The sequence below is a fragment of the Chryseobacterium lactis genome (assembly GCF_003815875.1).
Classification (GTDB): Bacteria; Bacteroidota; Bacteroidia; order Flavobacteriales; family Weeksellaceae; genus Chryseobacterium; species Chryseobacterium lactis.
In genome coordinates this window covers 2,114,491-2,138,941 of the sequence record NZ_CP033924.1, presented here as the reverse complement: position 1 = coordinate 2,138,941, position 24,451 = coordinate 2,114,491, and the positions used below count along the sequence as shown (strand labels likewise).

Annotated in this window: 26 protein-coding genes; 15 read left to right on the top strand and 11 right to left on the bottom strand. The window is 36.0% G+C overall.

Annotation, left to right across the window (positions count from 1 at the left end; genetic code table 11):
• Positions 1 to 48: 48 nt before the first annotated feature.
• From murI to EG342_RS09210, 6 genes are all read right to left on the bottom strand, one after another.
• Positions 49 to 879, bottom strand: coding sequence for a glutamate racemase (murI, locus tag EG342_RS09235; protein WP_103291656.1), 831 nt, complete (start codon positions 877 to 879; stop codon positions 49 to 51).
• 43 nt (positions 880 to 922) lie between these two features.
• On the bottom strand, positions 923 to 2,518 hold the full coding sequence (locus EG342_RS09230) for a DUF4139 domain-containing protein (RefSeq protein ID WP_103291657.1): 1,596 nt from the start codon (positions 2,516 to 2,518) through the stop codon (positions 923 to 925).
• A 49-nt stretch (positions 2,519 to 2,567) separates the two neighbouring features.
• A complete protein-coding gene (hemW, locus tag EG342_RS09225) occupies positions 2,568 to 3,692 on the bottom strand; it encodes a radical SAM family heme chaperone HemW (RefSeq protein WP_103291658.1) in 1,125 nt (374 codons plus the stop codon).
• A 51-nt stretch (positions 3,693 to 3,743) separates the two neighbouring features.
• Positions 3,744 to 4,694, bottom strand: coding sequence for a PorP/SprF family type IX secretion system membrane protein (locus EG342_RS09220; protein WP_103291659.1), 951 nt, complete (start codon positions 4,692 to 4,694; stop codon positions 3,744 to 3,746).
• A gap of 51 nt (positions 4,695 to 4,745) precedes the next feature.
• On the bottom strand, positions 4,746 to 5,819 hold the full coding sequence (locus tag EG342_RS09215) for an RluA family pseudouridine synthase (protein ID WP_185126896.1): 1,074 nt from the start codon (positions 5,817 to 5,819) through the stop codon (positions 4,746 to 4,748).
• A gap of 74 nt (positions 5,820 to 5,893) precedes the next feature.
• Positions 5,894 to 6,979, bottom strand: a complete 1,086-nt coding sequence (locus tag EG342_RS09210; protein ID WP_103291660.1) for a PASTA domain-containing protein — start codon at positions 6,977 to 6,979, stop codon at positions 5,894 to 5,896.
• A gap of 156 nt (positions 6,980 to 7,135) precedes the next feature.
• On the opposite strand from EG342_RS09210, the gene EG342_RS09205 reads away from it, so the two are divergent.
• The 5 genes from EG342_RS09205 to EG342_RS09185 all read left to right on the top strand — a co-directional run bounded on the left by EG342_RS09205 (position 7,136) and on the right by EG342_RS09185 (position 10,836).
• Positions 7,136 to 8,119 (top strand): D-alanine--D-alanine ligase, encoded by a 984-nt coding sequence (locus tag EG342_RS09205; RefSeq protein ID WP_103291725.1) that lies wholly within the window; start codon positions 7,136 to 7,138, stop codon positions 8,117 to 8,119.
• 89 nt (positions 8,120 to 8,208) lie between these two features.
• Complete coding sequence (gene coaD, locus EG342_RS09200) at positions 8,209 to 8,673, top strand: pantetheine-phosphate adenylyltransferase (protein WP_089028976.1); 465 nt, start codon at positions 8,209 to 8,211, stop codon at positions 8,671 to 8,673.
• 43 nt (positions 8,674 to 8,716) lie between these two features.
• The gene (locus tag EG342_RS09195; RefSeq protein WP_103291661.1) at positions 8,717 to 9,070 is read left to right on the top strand and encodes a four helix bundle protein; all 354 of its coding nucleotides are present in this window, start codon (positions 8,717 to 8,719) and stop codon (positions 9,068 to 9,070) included.
• 49 nt (positions 9,071 to 9,119) lie between these two features.
• Positions 9,120 to 9,752, top strand: coding sequence for a trimeric intracellular cation channel family protein (locus tag EG342_RS09190; RefSeq protein ID WP_103291662.1), 633 nt, complete (start codon positions 9,120 to 9,122; stop codon positions 9,750 to 9,752).
• 247 nt (positions 9,753 to 9,999) lie between these two features.
• Positions 10,000 to 10,836, top strand: coding sequence for a T9SS type A sorting domain-containing protein (locus tag EG342_RS09185; protein ID WP_103291663.1), 837 nt, complete (start codon positions 10,000 to 10,002; stop codon positions 10,834 to 10,836).
• Between the two features lie 75 nt (positions 10,837 to 10,911).
• On the opposite strand, the gene EG342_RS09180 is transcribed toward EG342_RS09185, so the two are convergent.
• Both EG342_RS09180 and EG342_RS09175 read right to left on the bottom strand, forming a co-directional pair.
• A complete protein-coding gene (locus tag EG342_RS09180; RefSeq protein WP_103291664.1) occupies positions 10,912 to 11,478 on the bottom strand; it encodes a hypothetical protein in 567 nt (188 codons plus the stop codon).
• A 150-nt stretch (positions 11,479 to 11,628) separates the two neighbouring features.
• Entirely contained in the window at positions 11,629 to 12,126 is a 498-nt protein-coding gene (locus tag EG342_RS09175; protein WP_103291665.1) for a dihydrofolate reductase, read from the bottom strand.
• Positions 12,127 to 12,201: 75 nt separating this feature from the next.
• Between EG342_RS09175 and EG342_RS09170 the strand changes: the two genes are divergently transcribed.
• The 5 genes from EG342_RS09170 to EG342_RS09150 all read left to right on the top strand — a co-directional run bounded on the left by EG342_RS09170 (position 12,202) and on the right by EG342_RS09150 (position 16,634).
• The gene (locus EG342_RS09170) at positions 12,202 to 12,807 is read left to right on the top strand and encodes a LemA family protein (RefSeq protein ID WP_103291666.1); all 606 of its coding nucleotides are present in this window, start codon (positions 12,202 to 12,204) and stop codon (positions 12,805 to 12,807) included.
• Positions 12,807 to 13,235 (top strand): TPM domain-containing protein, encoded by a 429-nt coding sequence (locus EG342_RS09165; RefSeq protein WP_394338013.1) that lies wholly within the window; start codon positions 12,807 to 12,809, stop codon positions 13,233 to 13,235. Before EG342_RS09170 ends, EG342_RS09165 begins: the two co-directional genes overlap by 1 nt.
• The gene (locus tag EG342_RS09160) at positions 13,216 to 14,028 is read left to right on the top strand and encodes a TPM domain-containing protein (RefSeq protein WP_103291668.1); all 813 of its coding nucleotides are present in this window, start codon (positions 13,216 to 13,218) and stop codon (positions 14,026 to 14,028) included. Before EG342_RS09165 ends, EG342_RS09160 begins: the two co-directional genes overlap by 20 nt.
• A 197-nt stretch (positions 14,029 to 14,225) precedes the next feature.
• Positions 14,226 to 14,747 (top strand): NAD(P)H-dependent oxidoreductase, encoded by a 522-nt coding sequence (locus tag EG342_RS09155; RefSeq protein WP_103291669.1) that lies wholly within the window; start codon positions 14,226 to 14,228, stop codon positions 14,745 to 14,747.
• Between the two features lie 3 nt (positions 14,748 to 14,750).
• On the top strand, positions 14,751 to 16,634 hold the full coding sequence (locus EG342_RS09150) for a monovalent cation:proton antiporter-2 (CPA2) family protein (RefSeq protein WP_103291670.1): 1,884 nt from the start codon (positions 14,751 to 14,753) through the stop codon (positions 16,632 to 16,634).
• A gap of 1 nt (position 16,635) precedes the next feature.
• On the opposite strand, the gene EG342_RS09145 is transcribed toward EG342_RS09150, so the two are convergent.
• On the bottom strand, positions 16,636 to 17,451 hold the full coding sequence (locus EG342_RS09145) for a head GIN domain-containing protein (RefSeq protein ID WP_103291671.1): 816 nt from the start codon (positions 17,449 to 17,451) through the stop codon (positions 16,636 to 16,638).
• A gap of 241 nt (positions 17,452 to 17,692) precedes the next feature.
• Between EG342_RS09145 and EG342_RS09140 the strand changes: the two genes are divergently transcribed.
• The 4 genes from EG342_RS09140 to EG342_RS09125 all read left to right on the top strand — a co-directional run bounded on the left by EG342_RS09140 (position 17,693) and on the right by EG342_RS09125 (position 21,587).
• A complete protein-coding gene (locus EG342_RS09140; protein WP_103291672.1) occupies positions 17,693 to 19,834 on the top strand; it encodes a M3 family metallopeptidase in 2,142 nt (713 codons plus the stop codon).
• Positions 19,835 to 19,837: 3 nt separating this feature from the next.
• A complete protein-coding gene (locus EG342_RS09135) occupies positions 19,838 to 20,683 on the top strand; it encodes a hypothetical protein (RefSeq protein ID WP_103291673.1) in 846 nt (281 codons plus the stop codon).
• 2 nt (positions 20,684 to 20,685) lie between these two features.
• Entirely contained in the window at positions 20,686 to 21,108 is a 423-nt protein-coding gene (locus tag EG342_RS09130; protein ID WP_103291674.1) for a hypothetical protein, read from the top strand.
• Positions 21,109 to 21,209: 101 nt separating this feature from the next.
• Positions 21,210 to 21,587, top strand: a complete 378-nt coding sequence (locus tag EG342_RS09125; RefSeq protein ID WP_103291675.1) for a YchJ family protein — start codon at positions 21,210 to 21,212, stop codon at positions 21,585 to 21,587.
• A gap of 218 nt (positions 21,588 to 21,805) precedes the next feature.
• Here EG342_RS09125 and EG342_RS09120 read toward each other — a convergent pair whose 3' ends face one another.
• Both EG342_RS09120 and EG342_RS09115 read right to left on the bottom strand, forming a co-directional pair.
• Positions 21,806 to 22,306 (bottom strand): FKBP-type peptidyl-prolyl cis-trans isomerase, encoded by a 501-nt coding sequence (locus EG342_RS09120; RefSeq protein WP_103291726.1) that lies wholly within the window; start codon positions 22,304 to 22,306, stop codon positions 21,806 to 21,808.
• Positions 22,307 to 22,524: 218 nt separating this feature from the next.
• The gene (locus tag EG342_RS09115) at positions 22,525 to 22,776 is read right to left on the bottom strand and encodes a VF530 family protein (RefSeq protein ID WP_103291676.1); all 252 of its coding nucleotides are present in this window, start codon (positions 22,774 to 22,776) and stop codon (positions 22,525 to 22,527) included.
• A 466-nt stretch (positions 22,777 to 23,242) separates the two neighbouring features.
• On the opposite strand from EG342_RS09115, the gene EG342_RS09110 reads away from it, so the two are divergent.
• Positions 23,243 to 24,448 (top strand): metallophosphoesterase family protein, encoded by a 1,206-nt coding sequence (locus EG342_RS09110; RefSeq protein ID WP_103291677.1) that lies wholly within the window; start codon positions 23,243 to 23,245, stop codon positions 24,446 to 24,448.
• The last annotated feature ends 3 nt before the right edge of the window (positions 24,449 to 24,451 follow it).

The following is a 24,451-nucleotide window of genomic DNA, read 5'->3' as shown; positions in this document are numbered from 1 at the left end:
GTCTCTTTATTTTTTATAATTGTCTTGAATAATACTCAAATCCAGGCATTATAAAACCTTAAATTCTAAATCAATGCTTTTTCCAAAGAATTTTTTGGAGATCTTTTCAAAGTTCTTGGTAAGATCTGAAAGATAGAAATGATAATTTGGTTTTGGATTATGATCATTCAAGAGGTTATATTTATCCAGAATAATCTTCAGGTGATTGGCTACAATATTGGGAGAATCAATGACACGCACCCTATTTCCATAATACTGTTTTATTTCATCAATTAAAAGGGGATAATGCGTACATCCTAAAATTAACGTCTCAATATTCTTTAATTTACTATTACTTAGATAATTGTAAATAATTGCATGCGTGATCGGATGGTTTTTAAAACCTTCTTCAATAGCAGGTACCAGCAATGGAGTTGCCAGCTCATCTACCTTGATCCATTTATTATGTTTCCGGATACTCTTTTTGTATAATCCTGAATTTACCGTTGCTTTGGTAGCAATAACGCCGACATTATTATGAATTTCGTAGGAAACTTTTTCAGCGACGGGATTGATAACGTCTATTACAGGAACTTTGCCTGCCACAGACTGCATCACTTCATTCAACGCATTGGCAGTAGCCGTATTACAGGCAATTACAATAGCTTTGCAGTTTTGCTCGAGCAAAAAGTTGGTGATTTTGGTAGAATATTCTATAATCGCTTCCTTCGACTTTTCTCCGTACGGAAGGTGCTTGGTATCTCCAAAGTAGATCAGATCTTCGTGAGGAAGAAGTCTCTTGATTTCTTTAGCTACGGTAAGACCTCCCACTCCACTATCAAAAATACCGATAGGCTGGCTGGGTGAAAGATGCGAATAGTCTTGTTTTTTAGTTTTCAAATGAACTGAAATTTTATACAAAAATAGTGAATAATCCGGTATCTTACTTAAGATTACTGATCGAAAAATCTTTTGGATATCTCACCTTATAACTTACTCTAAACTTCCTGGTTTCCGAAGGTGAAATTTTAACATTCCACGTTAAGAATCCCTTTTCTTTATCAACATCGGCATTGTCACTTTGAAGAAGTTCAATCTTTACCGACTCATCTTTACTCAAAGGTATCTGATCTTTTATATCAATATTGATCACCTCTTTTTTATTGTTACGAACAATAAGATCGTAGGTAAATGTTTTTTCCTGATAAGAAGAAAAGAATTTCTCACTTGCCTTATCATTCACAACCTCCTTACGTATACTAATTTTTTTATCATCACCGAGCGTAATGCTCATTTTATCATCTGTCTGATTAGGATTGATCCTCGTTTCTCCAACATACATGTTTTCAAAGATCACATTGGCAGAACCGGCGATCAGATCATATTTATTAAAATCTTTGATATCAGCTATCAGATAAGCAGTTGCATTGTATTTCGGTACCGTGTAATATTTATAATCAGCCGGGATTTTTATTTGCTTTAAATTAATAAAATGATCCTCATTATTTGACAAAACATCATACGGTATATCAACATCAAAACTTATGTTCAATTGATTCTCATTGATCTTAAAATCGCTTGAATAACCAATCACTACAACCTCTTCAATCTCCTTCGTTCTCACTGTATCTTTTCTACTGGACGAGGAGTAGCTTGGCCTATCTTCATTTTTATAGGAATTTAAAAACCAAGGATTCAAGACCGGAGCATTATTATTTCTTGAGGATCTTGCATTGATCAAAGAAAGCTTTACACCTTTCCAGTCAAGTCCGGTATCTTGTCTAAGCTTTGCTTTAAAGGTCACATCCAGAGGTTCTGTCAGTTTATTTCCTTTGACCTCATAAAACGGTTCCCAGGATACATTTTCCACCAGATACCCCAAATCCATTTTTGCATTTCCGGCAACATTATTCGCAATTTTCAAAACAAGAACGCCATCAGAGATGGTTTCTTCAGCTTCCGTATTGGCCTTCAGCCGATTTTTTAACTTCTCCAGCTTTGATGTAGTCTCTGTATATTTTTTATTGATATCAAGCTGAGCAATACTGATCTCATTTCTTTTAGTCTTGTAATATTCTGTTAACTGCATTAGCTGAGCCACTGTGGAAGTATTGCTACCCACTAAAAGAGCTTGATTTTTGTCTAATAGCTCCAACGTCTTTTCATTGGTTTGACGCTCGATACCGATTTTCGTTGAAAGGTTTTCTAAAATGGCTATACTATCTTTAATCCTCTTTCCATTAGGATTATGAGTTTCAAAATAGGTTGAATTGTAGTCATCTCTATATTGTGCAGAAAGAATTGAAATATTCTTGTTATTGGTGTTAATCTGTACCGATTTTTCAACAATTTCATCAGAAATATTAGTCACTACAACCTCAGATGTTCCGGCAGGAAGTGAAACATTGACAGAATTTTGCAACTCGGCAGAGCTTCGATATACGTTCACTGCGGTAACTTTTGCTTTTGTAAAAATTGGTTTTTGAGAAAAGTACAGAGTACCTGAAAAAAGAAAGAGTAGCAATAAATTTCCTTTCATCGTTATAGTTTTTATTTAAAGTTGAACTTCAAATATACATTAAATAACGTTATACCAGAAATAAATCCGATGCAATCCCATCTGCCATAAACCAATGTTTTTCGGGAATTTTTAAGTGGTCATTTTCGATAATTAAAATACCTTCTGCTATTTTCGGTTGTATCTCTTTTTGAAAATATTCCATTACTCTATCGGGAAATTTATTCTTTAAGCTTGAAAGATCAACGCCCCAAATTGTTCGCAGCCCAATCATAATCATTTCATTAAACTGATCTTCCTGTGAAAGAATTTCTTCTTCTTTTGCTAAAACTTTTTCGTTAAGCTTTTTGATATACTGCTGATTATTGGCAACATTCCAGCTTCTGACATCAAATCCGTTATAAGAATGTGCGGAAGGGCCTATTCCCAGGTATTCCTGATATTTCCAGTACGCAGAATTATGTCTGGAATAAAATCCGGGTTTGGCAAAGTTGGAAACTTCATAATGTTCAAATCCATTATCTTTTAAAAAGTCTGACAGATAATAGAATTCTTTGTTTTGCTCCTCTTCCTTTGGGCTTTTTACTTTCCCTTTTGAAATCCAGTTTTCCAAAGCTGTTTTAGGCTCAACCGTTAAAGCATATGAAGAAATGTGAGGAACTTCCAGCGCTATTGTTTTACGCAGGTTTTCTTTCCAGATTTCCAGATTGGAAGTCGGGGAACCATAAATCAGATCAATACTGAGGTTTTCAAAGCCGAAATCCTGGGCACGTTTGATAGATCCTTCAGCTTCAGAAGCCGTGTGAGCACGATTCATCAATTTTAAATCTTCTTCAAAAAAACTTTGGGTACCAATGGACAGACGGTTAACCGGAGTTCGGGATAATTGTTTTAAAAAGTTTTTATCCAGATCATCGGGATTAGCTTCCAATGTGATTTCTATATCTTTTTCAAAGCTAAAATAACGCAAAACTTCATCAATCAAAGAGTTGATCTCGTCCACGGAAAGAATAGAAGGAGTTCCACCTCCGAAATAAAGCGATTTTAAACTTTTGTTCTGTAACTCATCCTTTCTAAGCAAGAGCTCGGTTTTCATTGCTCGAAGCATTTCATCCTTAAAATTAAGGGATGTTGAAAAATGAAAATTGCAATAGCTGCACTTTTGTTTACAGAAGGGAATGTGAATATATATCATAAAAAAAGCTCTGAAAAATTCAGAGCTCAAATTTATTTAAATTAAATTGATTTAGTATCTATATCCTCTAACATTAATAAAGTTATCGAAGTTGTACCCGAGACCGATCATGAAACTGTTTCCACCATACGTCTGGATATCAGACAATCCAAGGTTGTAAGTAGCACCAATCATAAATTTATTAAATCTTACTTTAACAACCGGAGCGATTTCCAACTGCTGGCTATCGAATCTGTTTTGAGCAGCTCTGTAGCTTACCCCAAATGAAAATGCATTGATATCATTAGAGAACGTAGCCATTAAATTGTAATCCATTACTCTTGTAGAGTTAGTATTCAGGTTAATCATAGCTGCCGGCGTGATCATGATATTGTCAGCAATATGCCAGTTATATCCCAAATTTAAGAAGAACTTAATCGGTGAAGGTTCATAACCATTAACGATAGGTCTATCGTTACCTAATGCAATATCATTTACAGATACCCCTCCAAAAAGGTTTTTATACGTAGCAGCCAAACCGAAGTTAGCATACGCCATGAAGATATTACTTTGATCTCCTCTTACTAATGGATCTCCCTGTTCTTCAACGTTAATTTTAGAATAGTCAAAATTTCTATTATACAAACTTACACTAGTACCGAAAGAGAACTGATCTTTTCTTTCTCCGTCACTACTTAGAGGAATAAAATATGAAGCACCCGCTGTAACACCACCTGCAGATTCAGCTCCGTTGCTGTCTCTGAAAACGGTTAAACCGGCACCGACTCTATCGAAAATGTTTGCATTGATTCCCACTGATTGTACGTTTGGGGATTCGCTGAATTTTGAAAATTGCTTTTGATAAATGGCATTCAGCTGTACGTAATCTGTTTTTCCGTATTGAGCTGGGTTGAACAGGAAGTCACCATCCAAAAGATACTGTTGATAATATGGTAGTGATTCTTGTGCTTTGTATGCATTTGACAAAAGAGCTAAACATACGATAGCATATAGTTTTCTCATAACAAATCTTGATTTCAATTCAACAAATATAAAAAAAATCTCAATATATTTTTAGTTTTCTAAATAATTTCTCCATTTTTTTACGGCATCCGCCATATCTTTGGGCATTGGGCTTTCAAAATATAATTCCTTTTTTGTAGTAGGATGTATAAATCCTAGGGTATGCGCATGCAAAGCATGTCTTGGTAAAATTTCAAAGACATTCTTGATAAATTGTTTGTATTTTGGAAGATTTACTCCTCTCAACGGTGTATGCCCTTCATATCTTTCATCATTAAACAAAGTATGCCCGATATGCTTGAAGTGTGCCCTGATCTGGTGAGTTCTTCCTGTCTCAAGCTTACACTCTACCCAGGTCATATACTTGAATCTTTCCAATACTTTAAAATGGGTAACCGCATGTTTCCCGTGACTTCCATCTTCATAGACAGACATTTGCATTCTGTTTTTAGGATGTCTTCCGATATGTCCTCTTATGGTTCCTTCTTCATCTTTAAGATTTCCCCACACAAAAGCCCAATACAGCCTTTTTGTAGTTCTGTTGAAGAACTGCTTGGCCAGAAAGCTTAATGCATATTCATTTTTAGCAATGACCAGAAGTCCGGAAGTATCCTTATCAATCCTGTGAACAAGACCTACTCTGTCCAGGTCAGATTTTTGCCCGTTCTTTTCAAAATGATAAGCCAATGCATTCACCAATGTCCCGTCCCAATTTCCGTGTCCCGGATGGACTACCATTCCCGGCTCTTTATCCACGACAACCAGATCATCATCTTCATAGATAATATTAACCGGAATATCCTGTGGAACGATCACATTCTCTCTCGGAGGGTGCGTGAGAAGCACTGAAACCTGGTCTCCCGGCTTTACACGGTAATTTTGCTTTACAGCGGTACCGTTGACTATAACATTTCCCGCTCTGCAGGTTTGTGAAATTTTATTCCTTGAAGAATTTTGCCTGTATATCAATAGAAACTTATCAATTCTCAAAGGTTCCTGCTTGGGATCAACAGTGATATTAAGGTGCTCATACAACCCCTTATTTTCTTCGTCTATATCGATGTTTTCAATACTGTTGGAGTCTAATAACTCTTCGTCTAAAAAATCTTCGTTATCTTCTGACATTGTTTTTGATTTTTATACAAAAGGCTTCAACATTTTTCAGTTGAAGCCTATATTTTATTTATAATAGTTTCGTATTATTCTACGACTACCTTTTTAGCTTTTGGTTTTTCCGCCGGTTCTTTAGTCCCTGATGCAGCAGGTTTATGGGTATTTCCTGAAGCCTGGTTATTGTTTCCGCTAGAAGTTTTAGGCTTATCAGTAGCTGATGCTGCCGGTTTTGGAGTATTCTGAGTCTTTGGTGCCTCAGTTTTTACAGGCTCCGGTTTAGGAACCTCTCTTTTTGGTACAGGAGCAACAGGTGGTACATAAGTTGGTTCAGAGTGAACTTCTTCATATTGTACCGGTGGCAGAGAAGTATCTACTTTCATACGGTAGATAGAGTTCAATTGCTCAACCTTGGCTCTTAACTCGGCCGGAGTTTTCTTACTTGCCCAAAGGTCAATCTGCATTCCCTGGTCACGAACATCTCCAGAAGCCGGATCCTGATAATAAATAATATCAGATTCATCCTTACTACCCTCTTCGTGTTCTACCAATCCCACTTCAAACATACTCTTTGTAATGACCGCTCTTGCTTCTTTTACTGAGAGACCTACAACATTAGGAATTGAAATATTTCTCATAGGACCTGATCCTACAACTACATCAATAACAGAGAATCGAGGTAAACGGGCACCCGGATTTACGGCATTTCCTTTATATAAAATTCTCAAAAGAGCATCTTTCTGAATACTTGGTTCATAGATGGTATCTCCGATTTTAAGACCTACCTGATCCAATCTCTGGAATGCCAGCCCTGAATATTTATTAATAACATCAGGTACCGCAATCTGAGCCCATGTTCTTGGATTAACCTTTAAACGCACTGTTCTTCCATCCTTCACACGGGAACCCGGTGCCGGATAAATCTGTAGCACCTGAAAAGGCCTGTACTTAGGATCATAATTGGTACTGTCAACCTCATATTCCAGTCCGGTATCATCTAATATTTTTACTGCATCATGTACAGATTTATTGACTACATTGGGAACAGGAATTTCCTGACCATGGTTCGTATGGTATTCCAACCAACGAAATGTAAGCCACACGAGACCTACGAAAACGCCGATGGCTATTACTAAATTCAGTAAAACTTTCCAATTGAAAAGTGATTTAAGCATACTTAAAATTACTTTAATTACAACCGCAAATATAGCTAATAATTTTAGAATGGGCTTTTTATTTAACACAATTCATTTTTGATCTTAAAATTTCCTTATTTCCCGTATTGCATTATATAAAATCATTAAATTTGCCTTAATTGATACTATATGGTTATGAACAAAAAACGTGTTGCCGTAGTAATGGGAGGCTATTCTGATGAATATGTAGTTTCTTTAAAAAGCGGGCAGTTGATCTATGATTCCTTAGACAGAAATCTTTATGATGTATATAAGGTCGTAGTCCTTAAAGATGAATGGTATTTTTTAGGAGAAAATGATAAAAAATATGAGGTCAACAGAGGAGATTTTTCTGTCACACTAAATAACGGTGAAAAATTAAAATTTGATGCCTGCTTCAATATTATCCATGGAACACCAGGTGAAAATGGAATATTACAGGCGTATTGGGATGCAATAGGTCAAAAATACACAGGTTGTGATTTTTATCAAAGTGCCCTTACCTTCAATAAAAAAGATACACTCGCTGTATTATCCAAATATGGAATTCCTTCCGCAAAAAGCATTTATTTAAGAAAAGGAGAAGACATCAATGTTGATGAAATCGTTTCCGAATTAAACCTTCCTCTTTTTGTAAAGCCGAATCAATCCGGATCATCTCTGGGAATTTCCAAAGTAAAAGAAAAATCAGAATTAATTGCAGCAACAGAAATAGCTTTCAAAGAAGATAATGAAATCCTGATCGAAAGTTTCCTGAACGGAATGGAAGTATCTGTGGGAGTGATCGACTTTAAGGGAGAAACTATCGTTCTGGGAATTACAGAAATCGTTCCTACCAATGAGTTTTTCGATTATGAAGCCAAATACGAGGGAGCTTCTGAAGAAATTACACCTGCCAGAATTGATGAAGAAACCACAAAAAGAGTGGAAGAAATTGCAAAAAGAGCTTACAATTCTCTTGGTATGAGTGGTTTTTCACGAAGCGAATATATTCTGATGGACGGCATTCCTTATATGCTGGAAATGAATACCAACCCGGGGTTCTCCCCAGCAAGTATTCTTCCTCAACAAGCAAAACATTATGGAATTTCCATTATGGATCTTTGTGGAAATGAAGTTGAAAAAGCACTTAATAAATAATTTAGAAGTTAAAAATTGAAGATGAGAAGCTATAGATGGGATATCTTTATGGCTCATAATTCTTAACGTAAAATCATAACTCGTACAACATGAAAATTGCTGTTTTTCCTGGGTCATTTGACCCGATTACACTAGGACATTACGATATTATAGAGAGAGCGGCACCGCTATTTGATAAATTAATTATTGCCATCGGACAAAACTCCCAGAAGAAATATATGTTCCCGTTGGAAAAGAGAATGGAATTCATTCAAAATTCTGTAGCAGAATTCCCCAATGTAGAAGTAGATTATTTCGAGGGACTGACTGTTGATTATTGCTTTGAAAAAAACGCTCAGTACATTATCAGAGGATTGAGAAATCCGGCTGATTTTGAATTTGAAAAGGCAATTGCCCATACCAACAGAACATTAGCTCATAAAAAATTAGAAACTGTATTTCTACTCACGTCATCCGGCAAATCTTTCATCAGCAGCAGCATTGTAAGAGAGATTATTAATCACGGAGGTGAGTATGAACTTTTAGTTCCGGACTCGGTAAGAGTGGAGAAGTAAATCTATTAGTAATGAGCAATTAGTAATGAATAATTCTGATAGTATGGATTTTAATCAGATTTTTCGGGAAAGAACCAAAAATTTTTCTATTGCTATCATTAGAACATTTTCATCATTACCCTATTCTGATGATATTTCAATAATCAGAAAACAAATTATTCGATCTTCAACTTCTGTTGCAGCCAATTACAGGGCAGTGTCCAGGGCAAGATCTGATAAAGAAAAATTTGCTAAAATGTGCATAGTAGTCGAAGAAATTGACGAAACACAGCTTTGGCTTGAAATTATTGAAGATTTAGAATATATAAATCCGGAAAAAATTTTACTTTTAAAAACAGAATGTGAAGAACTTGTAAAAGTTATGACTACCTATAAGTTTAAATTATCTCAGATTTAAATGGCATAATTTTTATTACTGATTGCTCATTATTCATTACTCATAATTTATGCACGAACAGTTCAATTTTGCCATAGAGGTATTGGGAACCATTGCCTTTTCCATGTCAGGAAGTTTTGCAGCAATGCAGAAGCGGCTTGATCCGTTTGGTGTACTTATTATTGCCTTTGTAACCTCTGTAGGAGGAGGAACCGTGAGGGATCTTCTGCTGGATATTCCTGTATTTTGGATGCATGATCTTTTGATGTGTATTCTGATATTGGTTACCAGTATATTTACCATGCTGTTTAAGTCATTGGAAAAAAATTTCAAAGTGACTTTATTTATTTTTGATAGTTTCGGCCTTGGATTATTTACCATTATTGGAATTCAAAAAGGATTAAATGTAGGAATCCATCCTTTAATCTGTATCGGACTGGGGACCATCACTGGCTGCTTTGGAGGAATTATCCGGGATATTTTGCTCAACAGAATTCCTTTAATCTTCAGAAAAGAGATCTATGCGACAGCATGTATTGTCGGGGGTGCAGCATTTCTGTTAATGACCAAGTATACTACTTTATCCTATACTTTTATACAAATCTTCACGATTTTACTAATCGTTGCCATCAGAACTTTTGCCGTGAAATACCATTGGCAAATGCCTAAATTTTATGGCTATGATCACAATTCTGAAATGTAATTATGAGAAAAATTTGATTGAATATGATCCTCTTTTTTTGAGATAAATACACTTATTCATCCTATGCATTCATTACAAAATCCTATTAAAAATAACTTACAAAGAATATTTTAAAGGATTGTTATCAACAAAATTATATTTATCAACAATAAAACACAATCAACTGAACAACAACTGATTATATTCAAATCCCATTATGTAGAAATATGTTTTTGTACTATTTTTATCTTGTTAAAAAATTTACAAAATGAAAAACATTATTTCTACTTTTTTATTGGTGCTGGGAATGAGTACCATTCAAGCACAACAGGAAGTCGTTGTCGGATCAGGAACAACCGGCTCTTCACGTCAATTTCAAAGAGCAGCTCAGGCTGCATCAGAAATACTTTACAATGGATCTGAAATTGGAATGACCGGAACAATTACAAGAATTGGCTGGGATATAAAATCACAACCTTTTAATGGTCAAATAAATGCTTCTATTTACATGAAGATGAGTACTCAAAGTGAACTTGGCTCTCCTACAAGTTTAAATGATTACACACTAGTCTATTCAGGAATTGTTAATTGTAGTACAATAGGTTGGCAAAACATACTGCTTACTACTCCATTTGCATACAATGATTCGACGAAAAATTTACTTTTTCTTATCACATCTACAGCTTCTGATAATACATATAGTTCATCTCCACGTTTTAGTGGAGGTACTAGCTATCGCAAACAAACTAATTATTTACAAACTAATCCAAATCTTCCTTGGAAAGAAACAACATACATGAATCAAACGGGAAGTAGATCCAATATCAAATTATATTTTGAAAACACTTTAAGTACAGTAGATATAACAAAAAATACAACTTTAAAATATTACCCGAATCCTGTTAAAAATAAACTCAACATTTCTAACAGTCAAAATATAACTTCACTTGAATTATATAATGTAACCGGTCAAAAAATAATATCTGCTCAACCTAATACTACGGAAACCGCCTGGGATTTGTCAAAACTTCAGCCAGGAGAATATATCATAAAAGTCAAAGACAAGAATAATTCTCTACAAAATATAAAAATCATCAAAGAATAAAATTAAAAACAGCCGTTTCACTTTTGTGAAACGGCTGTTTTCTTTACAATATCTTAAGTGTTGATTCAAATTCTGTTAGAATTTCCCTCTTTGTCTCATATTCGGGTTATGCATATGCTTTTGCATTGTAGGCATTTTAAGCTGATCCTTCATCATTTTGATCTGATCAGTCATCATTCCTGCACTGTCTAATCTTTTTGCTTCTTCCAACAGCTTCTGTCCTTCCTGCTTTCTTCCTTTAGAAATAGCTGCAGCTGCAAGATTTAAAGTGGCCATTGCTCTATCATGCTTCATATTCAAACCATATTCCAGCGCCTTTTTCATCAACGGTTCTACTTTCGTAGGATGTTCCTGAGCTTGCGTTAATCCTAATAAATAATGGAAATATCCATATTGAGATTTGTGAAGCTGTGACTGGTAATTTGTAATTTTTGTCAACCATTCTGCTGCTTTCTCCATATTTTGTTTTCTCAATTGCCAGAATGCCAAAAGGATATATTCGTTTTTAAAGAAAAGCAAAATTGGAAATGCTGCCAGCAGAAAAATAACAATACCCCATCCAAGATTTCTTGTGAAAATCATCATCAAAAGTCCTGTAATGATAAGGAGCGCTGCTATTACAATTTTTATGTATTTATTCATTTTTAAATTTTAGAAGTGCAAAGATAATAAATTTAAGGCTTAAAGTTCAAAAAGTCAATGGTGAATGGTCAATTCACTGTGTTTATCAATTTTTCATATCGGGCAGCGATTCACTGTTCACTTTCTTAAGCAAAAAATGACAATAAACTGCTAAGCTTCTCTTTTTATTTTTTCAAAAGTCTGGAAACAGAAATCATATGCGTTTTTCTCATCCTTTTCATGACAGATTTCACTTGTTTTTTTCCAGATCTTAGCATCTATTTTAGGGAAGAATGTATCGGCTTCAAGATCAGCTTTCACCATCGTAACTTCAAGTTTATCTACCATATCAATTGTCTGCTCATAAATATTGCCACCACCGATGATGAAAACTTCTTCATCAATTTTCTTAGCAAATTTCACAGCCTCTTTAATGCTTCCTACGATAAGAATACCTTCCTCAAACCAATCTTTTTTTCTTGAAATAACAATATTGGTACGGTTCGGAAGAGGTTTTCCGATACTTTCGTAGGTTTTTCTCCCCATAATTATCGGATGTCCCGAAGTTATATCTTTAAAATGCTTTAAATCCTTGGGAAGATGCCAAAGCAACTGGTTTTCAAAACCAATCTCATTCTTCTCTCCCATTGCCACCACTATTGTTGTCATTCAAATATAATTTTTTACAAAATTAGCACATAATTTGTATATTTGATTAGCACAAAAAATTAAAAAAAATAAACTATGAAAAATAAAGGATGTCTGGGCGCCGGAACAATTGGTATTGCCCTCCTTATTATTGTTGCAGTTCTATTCTTCTGGGGAAAAAGCGGATACAACAGCTTTGTTACCAAAGAACAAAATGTCAACACAAAATGGTCTAATATAGAGACTGTGTATCAGAAAAGAGCAAATCTTATCCCTAATCTGGAAAGAACGGTAAAATCGTATTCAAAATTTGAACAGGAAACGTTAACTCAAGTCGTTGAAGCACGTTCTAAAGCGACGTCAATCAATATCGATCCTACCAATATGACGGATGCCGATATTGCAAAATTCCAGGCTGCACAGGGAGAATTATCAGGAGCGCTAAGCCGATTAATGGCTGTGGTGGAGTCTTATCCTAATTTAAAAGCAGATCAGCAGTATATTAACTTCCAAAGAGAGTATACAGCCATTGAAAACAGCATCAGAACTGAAACTGTTTACTACAACGAAGCTGCGCAGGATTATAATACATCCATCAAGACTTTCCCAAATAATATTTTGGCGAATTTCACCAATTTTAAAGAAAAACCTTATTTCAAGGCTGAAGCAGGCGCTCAAAAAGCCCCTGAAGTATTCAAATAATGAGTAATTTCCTTACCAATCAGCAGATCGCTTCCCTTGTGGAAGCGATTCAGTCAGCAGAAGACCATTCTACAGGCGAGATCAGAGTACACATCGATTCTCATACAGACGATCATCATGCTAAAACAGCATTTGAGGTTTTCAAAGAGCTTCGTATGGATAAAACGACCGACCGGAATGCTGTGCTTTTTCATGTCAATTTTGAAAAAAAATATTTAACCATTATTGGTGATATCGGAATACATGAAAAGGTACAACAATCTTTTTGGGATCATCTGCATGACTATATTACGGCTGAATTTGCAAAAGGAAATTATTACAAAGCACTCAAAAGTGCCGTCCTTGAAACAGGTCTTGAACTCAAAAAATACTTTCCTGTAGAAGGAGAAAACCCAAACCAACTTCCGAATGAAATTACGTTCTCTTAAAATAGTATTTTCATTTTTATTGATCTGCTTTTACACGATTGTATCAGCACAATACACCATTCCCGAAAAACCAGCGGTTTTATATCCGGTTTTCGATGAAGCCAATCTTCTTTCTCAACAGGAAAAAGACGAGCTTAATAATAAACTGATCAAATTTGCAGATACTACCTCAACAGAAATTGAAGTGGTTATCATCAAATCTACCAAAGGTGAGGATGTCAACTTTTTGGCGACCATGTTTGGTCAGAAATGGAAAATCGGCAAAAAAGGAGTGGATAATGGGGTTGTTTTCCTGATTGCAACTGAAGACAGAACCATGTCTATCCAGCAAGGAAGGGCTGTTGAACAGTATCTTACGGCATCGGTAGCAGGACAGATCCTTGATTATATCGTCACCCCTAATTTTAAGAAAGGGCTTTGGTATGAAGGGATAAACGGGGGTACCTCAGCTATTATGGATGCTGTTCAGGGGAAATTTAAACCTGTAGCAACTACCGCACCTTCCGGCAACGGAAGTGCATTTAAAGTTCTGGTCATTGCTTTTATAATTTTTATCATTATTGCCATTCTCTTTGGCAACAGAGGTGGCGGCCCCGGTGGGGGAAATAATGATGACGATGATGTAATTATTACACGCCGTGGACGAAGAAATTATCCCGGTGGCTTCTTCCCGTTCCCTGGTGGATTCGGAGGAGGAGGCTTTGGTAGTGGCAGTTCCGGCGGTGGCGGAGGATTTGGTGGCTTCGGAGGCGGTGGAAGCTTTGGAGGCGGAGGCGCATCCGGTGGATGGTAATCTTATAAAAAATACAACTATAAAAAACAGATCAGGTCTCAATGACCTGATTTTTTTATTTAAAAAACTAAAATAACTGCATTTCTTTGATTTTTATTAATATTAAATTGACTTTTACATATTAAAAAATTAACAAATCAACCTAAATACTGCCTTTAATTCAATATTTTTTTACTATATTTACTGAAAACAGGATTATGAAGAAGACATTAACCGTATTTGCACACCCTTATCTGGAGCACTCCAATTCGAATGTAGAGCTCATCAATTTCTACGTTCGACACCAGCATTATACCCTACGTGATCTTTATGAAGAATATCCTGATTTTCACATTGCTGCTTTCAGAGAAAGAAAACGTTTAGCCAATTATGATCGTTTTATCTTTCAGTTTCCTTTAATCTGGTTCGGAATGCCTCCTTTGCTAAGATTATGGATTGATGAAGTTTTTGACCGCGACTGGCTTCTTCCGGAAAAAGAAAATCCTTTGGAAGGTAAAGAAGTGTACATCCTGGTAACCACCGGCGGAAAAGAACGTTCTTTCAGCAAAACAGGAACCTACCAGTATACCATTGATGAACTGATCAGCGGACTGATTGTTTCCTTAAAGGTTTTCAAAGCAGATATTAAGCATATCAAAATCGTTTACGAAGCTAACAAGCTGTCTAAAAAAGAAATCATTTTACATAAAAAAGAGTTTACAGAATTACTCAATCAATAGCCTATGGAATCCAGCTTAGCAATGAACACATTAATTTTCTTAGGTGTAGCTATTATTATGGTTCCACTGGCCAGAAAATTGGGGTTGAGTTCTGTAATCGGTTATATTTTGGGAGGAATTATTATTGGTCCTTATGCATTGAAACTTACGGGACACAATGTTAATGATATCATGCATGCCAGTGAGTTCGGGGTTATTATGCTCTTATTTCTGGTAGGTCTTGAGCTTGAGCCCCGAAAGTTCTGGGAAATGCGAAAAAAAATAATGGGATTGGGCCTCACGCAAATGTTTCTCACAATTTCTTTGCTATTCCTTGTCTTCATCTGTGTAGGCTGGAGAATAGATAAAGCCATTGCGGTTGCGATGTGTTTTGCGCTCTCCTCTACTGCTATTGTTCTCCAAACCTTACAGGAAAAGAACAACCTGAAGACTATGGCTGGAGAAGCTTCATTCTCTACTTTGCTGTTTCAGGACATTTCAGTAATTCCTATTCTGGCTATACTTCCGATCATTGCAAACTATAAAGCAAAACATCATGAAAATGAAATTCAAATCCTGATTCAGAAACTTCCGGAATGGCTTCAGGCAGGAACTGTAATCTTTGGTGTTGCCTTACTTATTTTGCTGGGCAGATATGTATTTGTCCCTTTTTTACGATATGTTTCAAAATCGGGAATGACAGAACTACTGACTGCTTCTTCTCTATTTCTGGTGATCGGAGTTTCTGAGCTGATGGTGGTGATCGGGCTTTCTCCTGCATTGGGAGCATTTCTTGCCGGAGTAATGCTTGCCAACAGCGAGTTTCGTCATGAACTTGAAGCACAGATCGATCCGTTTAAAGGGCTTTTATTAGCTGTGTTCTTTGTAAGTGTCGGTTCCACGATTAATTTTAATATTATTCAAAAAGATCCTTTATTTATTTTCACTACTGTTTTTGCGGTATTGTTTGTAAAGTTTATTGTATTATATACTATCGGAAGGTTTTTCAGAATGGATAATCCTCAAAGCTTATTTTATGCATTTGCACTTTCGCAGGTGGGTGAATTTGCCTTTGTACTGATCAATTATGCTTCAGATCTTTATCTTTTAGGTCCGGAACTCAATGCTCAATTGATGGCCGTAACGGCTATTACAATGTGTATAACACCCATTCTGCTTATTCTTAATGATAAATTCATCACTCCAAAATTTATCAAGGAAATCCCTGAAGAAGAAAATGATTTTAATATTCTCGACAATGATATCAGTCAAAAGAAAATTATTATTGTTGGGTTTGGGCATTTTGGAAGTACGGTAGGACGTCTTTTAAAAGCAAATAAAATATCAGCTACTGTTCTGGATAGAGATTCAGACAGGGTAAAATTACTCAGAAGCTATGGCTTTAAGGTATATTATGGAGATGCAACAAGAATTCCTATTTTAAGAGCAGCGGGCATTGAAGACGCTGAAATTTTAGTTTTATGCCTGGATGATCCTGATGACAATATGTTTATCGCAGAGCTTGTTCGTGAACATTATCCGAAAGTTAAAATTTATGTAAGAGCCAAAAACAGAATTGACGCTTATGAATATCTTAACAATGGTATTAATCATATTTATCGGGAAACATTAGGAACTGCTGTTGATATGGCTATCGACGTTCTTCATGAGACAGGAATGAGAAAATATGCTGCAAGACGTCTGGGACAAAGGTTTATGGCTATTGATAAGGCGTCTATCAGAAAACTGGCAAAATCGAAAGAAGAAGATGATATTGCATTATTTACCACAAAAGAAATCCTCCAGCGTGAGGAGGAATTATTAGCTTTTGATAATCTTAATTTTGATAATAAAAACTGGGAAGGCTCCTCCTCAACCGAAGATGATGAGGAAGAGTCCCAGGATTAATTTATTGGATGTTTACGCTTCCACCGCTGCTTTCTTCTTTGCTCACATTTTTCAGCTCACCTTTTTTAGAAATGTCTACACTTCCACCGGAAGATGCTGAAGCTTTAACGGAAGTTACGGCACTCATCTGAACACTTCCACCACTGGATGCATCAGCTTCTACACTGTCTGCAATTACCTGCTGTGCAGAAATACTACTGCCTGAAGAAGCAGTAACATCAGCATGTTTTGTTTTTCCTGAAACATCAATACTGGAACCTGAAGAAGCTTCAATATCAAGATTTACAGCCCAGATCTTTCCACTGAAATTACTGCTGCTGCTTGCATTGATATTAAAGTCGTTGGCTTCAAGATCTCCGGAAATGCTTCCGGCACTTGATAACTCAACGTCTGTTTTTTCCTGGGTAAACTTATCTTTTATTGTAATTTTTGCTGCAGAATCTACACCAAGCTTCGTAAAGTCTTTGGTATAAATTTTTGCGGTCACATTATTGATATTCATCACTCTGATGCCACGTTTATAATGAATATGGAGTTTTCCACCTTCATTATCGACAAGAATTTCATTGATGATACTTTGAGGAGCTGAAATGACAACTTTCTCTGTTTCGGATTTGATCACCTCAGCATCGATCGCCTGTGAAACCTGAATCTCATCAAAATCTCCAGTAAATTCTTTCTGCTGGATCGGCCCACTTTCTTTATTGATTACTTTTTCTACCCACCCGTTGTTTTCTCTGTTTTTTTTCTCATGTCTTTCGTTACACGAGGCTAAAACCACTAAGGCTGAAAAAATAAAAAGAGTCCTTGTTTTCATGTTTATTTCTTTTATATATTATTTTTGTTGATACTTTATTTAATAACAACTAATGTATGAAAAATATTACATTACCATTAAAAATACCCTGCTTGTCTGTTATTTAAAATTTTCAATAAAGCTTGACTCTACCACCCTCTTCTTTCTTTGTCTATTTTACCATTTCATTAAATACATCCATCCAAATACTTTCTATGAAGCAAGTTTTTAATATCTTTAGCTTTTAATAACAACTATATTTATGAAGAATATTTCATCGGTATTATTAATTTCTGCTTTGGCGTTCAATCAATCTTGTACTACAATGAAACCAACCGATACTCAACAGGAACTTCCTGCTCCTGATCCCTCTTTATCTTCTAATCCTTTTATGAAGAAAAGCAAGCTTCAGTACGAAGCTCCGGAATTTGACAAAATCAAAAACGAACATTTCAAACCTGCTTTTGATTTTGGTTTAAAACAGCATGAAGCTGAAATCGTAAAAATTGCGAATAATCCTGAAGCTCCAACTTTTGAAAATACAATAGTTGCCCTGGAAAAAAGTGGTGAAGTTTTGAGAAGAACTCAAATTGTATTTTCCAACCTTACGAGTGCGAATACCAATCCTACTCTACAGGCTTTAGATGAGCAATATGCACCTATTTTTGCTGCTCATTATGATAAAATGTACCTGAATGAGAATCTTTACAAAAGAATCAAGTCTATCAAAGAAGACGGACTGGATTCTGAAAGCAAAAGACTGGTACAATATTATAAACAAAACTTTGAAATTGCAGGGGCTAATCTTTCTACAGCTGAGAAAGAAAAATTAAAGCAGATCAACCAGGATCTGGCCTCACTTTCGACTCAATATGCCAACAAGCTATTGGAAGCAAGAAAACAAGGTGGTGTATTCTTTGCTGATGCAAAAGAACTTGACGGACTTTCTGCTGATGAAATTGCTGCAGCTGCGGCTGATGCTAAAACAGCAGGACAACCCGGAAAGTATCTTCTGGCTTTACAAAATACAACGCAACAACCTCTTTTACAAAATTTAAAAAACAGAGCGACCAGAGAAAAACTATTCAAAGCTTCCTGGTCACGAGCTGAGAAAGGGGATGCTAATGATACGAGAGAAACAATTGAGAAACTGGCTAAACTGAGACTTAAGAAAGCTCAGATTCTGGGCAAAAAGAATTTTGCTGCATGGAAACTTCAGGATCAGATGGCAAAAACTCCAGAAGCTGCTACCAAACTGATGAATCAGGTGGCTACTCCGGCAGTAGAAACAGCGAGACGTGAGGCAAAAGATATTCAGGATCTGATCGATCAGCAGAAAGGTGGTTTCAAGGTAGAGCCTTGGGACTGGAACTTCTATGCAGAGCAGGTAAGAAAAGCAAAATTTGATCTTGATGAAAGCGAAATAAAACCTTATTTTGAAATTACAACAGTTCTGGAAAAAGGAGTTTTCTTTGCTGCTGAAAAATTCTACGGATTAACTTTCAAGAAAAGAACTGATCTTCCGGTTTATCACCCTGATGTAGTGACATATGAAGTTTTTGATCATGATGGGAAATCTATTGCGATCTATTATCTGGATTTCTATACCAGAGATTCTAAAAATGGAGGGGCATGGATGAGCAATTTCGTTGAGCAATCTTATTTGTTAGGAACAAAACCTGTGATTGTAAACTGCTACAACTATCAGAAGCCGGCTCCCGGGAAACCTTCATTAATCAGCTATGATGATGTTTCAACAATTTTCCATGAATTTGGGCACTCCATCCATGGGATGTTTGCAAGTCAGAAATATCCATCTCTTTCCGGAACTAATGTACCGAGAGATTTTGTGGAGTTTCCTTCGCAGATCAATGAACATTGGGCTTTGGATCCGATTGTATTGAATAACTATGCGGTTCATTATGAAACCAAGCAACCGATTCCACAGACTTTGGTAGAAAAAATTAAGAAAGCATCTACTTTCAATCAGGGATATATGACGACTGAATTGGTCTCTGCTGCTGAACTGGATATGGACTGGCATACGGTAAGTGATGAGAAACAGTTTATTCCTGTTTTAGATTTTGAAAAACAATCACTAACGAACCATGGATTCACTTTAGCAACAGTTCCACCAAGATATCATACTCCTTATTTTGCTCACATTTGGGGAGGTGGATATTCTGCAGGATACTACGCTTATCTTTGGTCTGAAACGCTAGATAATGATGCATGGGAATGGATCAAAAGCAATGGTGGGTTAACAAGAGAAAACGGTGACCGCTTTAGAAAATATATTCTTTCGGTGGGAAATTCTGTAGATCTTAACCAGGCATTCAGAGATTTCACAGGACATGATCCGGATATTAAACCTTTATTAAGAAACAGAGGTTTTATTAAATAATATATGCTATTCAATACAAGTATAAAGGTATTGTCTTCATTAATCATTCTGACTTGCTTCTCAATTAACAACAAAAGATTTGAAAGCAGGTCAGAATCTTTATTTCAAAAAAGAACCGATACTATTCCGGATTCTGTTTCTCAAAAAGAAATGGCAGATTTTCTGAAAGAAGAAAGGAAATACTGGGATTCTACCTGCACTTCGGAAACAGCAAAAGCGGAAGCAGATATTAAGAAAAACAAACTTGTTTTTTTTCATTACTTTGGAATGGTAGATCACTACAATAGCAATGCGGAAATGGATTCTCTTTTGAAAAAATACAATATTGAGATAGACTCTGCCCTTACGTATTGCACTGTTCCCGAACATTTGCAGAATTGCTACGGCCAAGTAATGGACAGGGAAATCAAAAAAAGGTTTGGGGACAAATTTACTGATTCATTGAGGCGTGTTGCTGAAATACAGTTCGTAAAGAAAAATCCAAACAGGATTTATCGCTTTGAAGAATGTGATTTCACTTCAAGATATCCTGGTGATAAAGATTACAACGACTTTTCTAAAACCGGCAAAAGAGATTTTTGGCGAGATGTAAAATATCCTTCTGATTTTGAATTCAGAAAAGACAAAGATCTTTATTCTTACATGTCTGCCGACTTTATTTTGTATAAAACGGGAAAGATTTCGGATGTAAAAATTAATATCAGCTTTAAAAACAAAAAAAACTATAAATACTCATCTTATTTTATTAATAAACTCAGGAAATTCGTTCAGGATACCAAATGGGTTCCCGCAAAAAGCATGGGAATTCCTGTAAACAGTGAGATGGGAATGACAATACATTTTAAATAACTATGAAAAAAATCATTTTAAGCACATTGATCCTTGCTTTTGGAACAGCATGTGCACAAAAGAGTGCTCCAAAGGTCAATAAAATTGATAAAAAGCTGGTCGGTCTATGGAAAGGCAGCGAAAAAGACCAGCAGATTGCCGGAATGGAAAAGCTTTGGATCATGGACAGAAAAGAAGACGGGACTTTTGTGCTTATTTTTACAACTGTTCAGAATTGTGAGGTAGATCAACACGTGGAAAAAGGACAATGGTGGATCGAAAACGGAGAGTTTCATGAACTTCATTTTGATTCTGGAGGAACAGATGTTTATACATATCAAGTACTTGATAGCTCACATGTAAAATATAAGTCGAAAAGTCTCACTATGGAAATGGCTGGCAGTGAATATACTTTCATTGACACGAAAATAGAAGATAAAAATTAAAATAACGAAAAGCATTCTGTAAAGGATGCTTTTTCATATTTAGGCTAAGCTTGTTTCTATTGATATTTATTATTTTTGTGGCCTAAAGTAAAATACAACATATGGATTGTCCCTGCTGTTCAGGAAAAACCTACGAAGAATGCTGTAAACCTTATCACACGGGAGAAAAGTATGCTCCCAGTGCTGAAGCATTGATGCGTTCAAGGTTTTCTGCCTTTGCTATTCCCAATGGGGAATACTTAATGGAAACCACGCTTCCGGGAAAGCGAAAATACCACAACAAACAGGATCTGCAGGAATGGGGAGAGATCAATGACTGGACAAAGCTGGAAATTATCCAAACCCCGGCATTAAACCAGGTAGAATTCAAAGCTTATTATACGGATCAGGATGGTCATCCACAGATCCATCATGAATTTTCTTTTTTCCAGAAAATGCATGAACGCTGGTATTATGTTTCGGGTGAATTTTTAGATTGATGAAGAAGAATTTTATGTAATGATCATGGAGTAAGAGAACGTGGTAAACCACCCCGTCAAATCGAAGATTTCCCACCCCTCCAGCGGAGGGGAATGCCAAGCATATTATGACTATTATTCGGTAAAATAAAAAGACGCATTTTTAAAAATGCGTCTTTTTTATGTTTTGGCTAAAGCCGATAGAAAAAATGTCCGAAAAAATCGGACATTTTTATTTTTTAGTGAGCGTCAGTTCCGTCAATTCCATGAGCGTGACCGTGTGACAATTCCTCTTCTGTCGCAGGACGAGTATTTAAAATTTCCACCTGGAAATCTAAAACTTTACCAGCCATTGGGTGGTTAAGGTCTGCTACTACAACTTCCGGAGTGATTTCTACCACAAAAGCCTGGAAATTGTTTCCTTGATTATCAGACAAAGGTAAAATCGCTCCAACAGGAGGAAGTCCGGATTCGTTAAACATTTCAACCGGTAATTGTGCAATAGCATCAGGTTGTCTTTCACCGTAAGCTTCTTCAGGCTGAATAACAAAAGCTGCTTTATCTCCGGCTTTCAGGCCAAGGATATTTTGTTCAAACTTAGGAATCATCATTCCTGCACCATACAAAAATGTAAGTGGATTTTCTGCTGTAGTTTCTTCTACAAGAATCTTACTTCCATCTTCTTCGATTGTGTGAAGGATGTATTTTACCGCTACAACGTGATTGTTTTCAATTGTCATATTTTTCTTTTTTGTCGTGAGTTTCTTCACGATTAATGGCACAAATATACTATTTTTGAAATGATTTAATCTGGTAGGAAGATGGGAGATTAAAGAAGGAAGTTATGAAGGGCATAAAGAACCACTACATCTGCATTTTATGTTTTAAAAGCTTCCCCATTAATAACCATTAGCAGTCATAAGACCAATAGTCGCATCCACCTTCAGGCTTGCTGGCTTTATTTTTTATTTCTGGTTTCGTCTCGTTTTTTCTGTCTCAGCATAAAAAGATACAAACTTTCTACTTTAGTTCTGGCCCATGGTGTTTTTCTCAAAAACTTCAGCGAAGAACTGATACTCGGATTGTCTGTAAAACATTTTATATTGATCTGCTCGCCTAGTTTTTCAAAGCCTTCATAGTATTCTACCAGCTCTTCAAGGATAGCATCAAGTCTTTTTCCGTGTAAAGGATCTTTTGGTTTTTCTTCCATAACGCAGTAAAATTAAAACATTTTACCAGACTTAACGAGTAAAATTGTTTAAACTCTTAATCTTTAGTATTTTTGAAGAGGCTATTGCTTATCACTTAAAAATTATTCTTCACCAACCTATATGAGCAAAAACAACGAAGCAAACAGGAAAAAAAATAAAAAGAAAATTGATCAGAAAAAACGTAAAATACAAAATGCAGAAGCAGAAAGGAAAGCTCGTTTAAAACAAATCCAGGAAGGTTTCAAGACCCAAGAAACCGATAATAAACTATGAAAATCGTTCATTCCTAAGCCAACTATTGCTTTGTTGCAAACAGTTTTTTTGGTTAAATTACACCTCCTGATAAATTAAGGTAAACCGTATTTTTTACAATACAACTTCATTTATCTTTGGTATTGAACAATATTGGAAAAAATATTATATACCATTACCTTTCATATTTCCTTTAAACAATGATATACTTTTATGAAAATTCTACACACTGCCGACTGGCACTTAGGTAAACGACTGGATCGCTTTTCCCGTCTGGAAGAACAGGTTTTGGTCATGGAAGAGATTATAAGTATTGCTGATGATGAAAAAGTTGATCTCGTTATTGTTGCCGGTGATCTTTTTGATAGCTTTAATCCCAGCGTAGAAGCTGTTGAATTGTTCTATAAAACACTGAAGCGTCTATCTCAAAATGGGAAACGTCCAGTAATTGCCATTTCAGGGAATCATGATTCTCCCAACCTCATCGATGCTCCGGATCCTTTGGCCAGGGAGTGTGGAATTATTTTAATTGGTCATCCCAAAGCTGAAATTCTGCCTTTTGAAAATGAATATTTTAAAATTCTAAAATCAAAAGCAGGATTTATAGAACTGAAAATTGAAAATACAGATTTCCCTGTCAGAATCCTTCATACACCTTATGCCAACGAAATTCGTCTGAAAGAATATTTTGGAGAAAATAAAGAAGAAGAAATTAACAAAGTGCTGGCACAAACCTGGAAAAACCTTGCAGATGAGTTTTGTGATGATTCGGGAGTCAATCTTCTGACCGCTCATTTATACATGAACAAAAGGGGTGCTGAGATTCTGGAAGAACCGGAAGGAGAAAAACCTATCAAAATAGGGAATGCAGATATTATTTATTCAGATATTATCCCGGATCAGATCCAGTATACTGCTTTGGGGCACCTTCATGCTTTTCAAAACATCGGAACTGCGGAAAAACCGGTGATATACTCTTCTTCCCCTTTGTGCTACAGCTTTAGTGAAGCAGGCCAGAAAAAATATATTTCTATTATTGAAGCGAACCCGGGAAAGGCAGCATTATATGAAAAAAAGCAGCTGAAAAACGGAAGAACTCTGGTTAGAAAAACATTCACATCTGTAGAAGACACTATTCAGTGGCTTAAAGAAAATCCGAATACCTTTATTGAACTGACTTTAGAGAGTGAGACTTTTTTAACGGTGGATGAAAGAAAATTAATCTATCAATCGCACAATGGTATCGTTCATCTTATTCCCAAAGTCAAAAACCGGGAACTTATGGAAGGTGCAAACCACGAAATCAATCTGAGTCAGGATATTGATATATTATTCAGAGATTATTTTAAATCTAAAAACGGGGGCCAGGAAGCCAATGAAGAACTGATGAATTTGTTTAACGAAATTTTAAATGCATAAGCC

Bases quoted from the DNA above. Each gene is read 5' to 3' on its own strand.
- EG342_RS09230 (WP_103291657.1), bottom strand. From the start codon at position 2,518: ATGAAAGGAAATTTATTGCTACTCTTTCTTTTTTCAGGTACTCTGTAC.
- hemW (WP_103291658.1), bottom strand. From the start codon at position 3,692: ATGATATATATTCACATTCCCTTCTGTAAACAAAAGTGCAGCTATTGC.
- EG342_RS09220 (WP_103291659.1), bottom strand. From the start codon at position 4,694: ATGAGAAAACTATATGCTATCGTATGTTTAGCTCTTTTGTCAAATGCA.
- EG342_RS09215 (WP_185126896.1), bottom strand. From the start codon at position 5,819: ATGTCAGAAGATAACGAAGATTTTTTAGACGAAGAGTTATTAGACTCC.
- EG342_RS09210 (WP_103291660.1), bottom strand. From the start codon at position 6,979: ATGCTTAAATCACTTTTCAATTGGAAAGTTTTACTGAATTTAGTAATA.
- EG342_RS09205 (WP_103291725.1), top strand. From the start codon at position 7,136: ATGAACAAAAAACGTGTTGCCGTAGTAATGGGAGGCTATTCTGATGAA.
- coaD (WP_089028976.1), top strand. From the start codon at position 8,209: ATGAAAATTGCTGTTTTTCCTGGGTCATTTGACCCGATTACACTAGGA.
- EG342_RS09195 (WP_103291661.1), top strand. From the start codon at position 8,717: ATGGATTTTAATCAGATTTTTCGGGAAAGAACCAAAAATTTTTCTATT.
- EG342_RS09190 (WP_103291662.1), top strand. From the start codon at position 9,120: ATGCACGAACAGTTCAATTTTGCCATAGAGGTATTGGGAACCATTGCC.
- EG342_RS09185 (WP_103291663.1), top strand. From the start codon at position 10,000: ATGAAAAACATTATTTCTACTTTTTTATTGGTGCTGGGAATGAGTACC.
- EG342_RS09180 (WP_103291664.1), bottom strand. From the start codon at position 11,478: ATGAATAAATACATAAAAATTGTAATAGCAGCGCTCCTTATCATTACA.
- EG342_RS09175 (WP_103291665.1), bottom strand. From the start codon at position 12,126: ATGACAACAATAGTGGTGGCAATGGGAGAGAAGAATGAGATTGGTTTT.
- EG342_RS09170 (WP_103291666.1), top strand. From the start codon at position 12,202: ATGAAAAATAAAGGATGTCTGGGCGCCGGAACAATTGGTATTGCCCTC.
- EG342_RS09165 (WP_394338013.1), top strand. From the start codon at position 12,807: ATGAGTAATTTCCTTACCAATCAGCAGATCGCTTCCCTTGTGGAAGCG.
- EG342_RS09160 (WP_103291668.1), top strand. From the start codon at position 13,216: ATGAAATTACGTTCTCTTAAAATAGTATTTTCATTTTTATTGATCTGC.
- EG342_RS09155 (WP_103291669.1), top strand. From the start codon at position 14,226: ATGAAGAAGACATTAACCGTATTTGCACACCCTTATCTGGAGCACTCC.
- EG342_RS09150 (WP_103291670.1), top strand. From the start codon at position 14,751: ATGGAATCCAGCTTAGCAATGAACACATTAATTTTCTTAGGTGTAGCT.
- EG342_RS09145 (WP_103291671.1), bottom strand. From the start codon at position 17,451: ATGAAAACAAGGACTCTTTTTATTTTTTCAGCCTTAGTGGTTTTAGCC.
- EG342_RS09140 (WP_103291672.1), top strand. From the start codon at position 17,693: ATGAAGAATATTTCATCGGTATTATTAATTTCTGCTTTGGCGTTCAAT.
- EG342_RS09135 (WP_103291673.1), top strand. From the start codon at position 19,838: ATGCTATTCAATACAAGTATAAAGGTATTGTCTTCATTAATCATTCTG.
- EG342_RS09130 (WP_103291674.1), top strand. From the start codon at position 20,686: ATGAAAAAAATCATTTTAAGCACATTGATCCTTGCTTTTGGAACAGCA.
- EG342_RS09125 (WP_103291675.1), top strand. From the start codon at position 21,210: ATGGATTGTCCCTGCTGTTCAGGAAAAACCTACGAAGAATGCTGTAAA.
- EG342_RS09120 (WP_103291726.1), bottom strand. From the start codon at position 22,306: ATGACAATTGAAAACAATCACGTTGTAGCGGTAAAATACATCCTTCAC.
- EG342_RS09115 (WP_103291676.1), bottom strand. From the start codon at position 22,776: ATGGAAGAAAAACCAAAAGATCCTTTACACGGAAAAAGACTTGATGCT.
- EG342_RS09110 (WP_103291677.1), top strand. From the start codon at position 23,243: ATGAAAATTCTACACACTGCCGACTGGCACTTAGGTAAACGACTGGAT.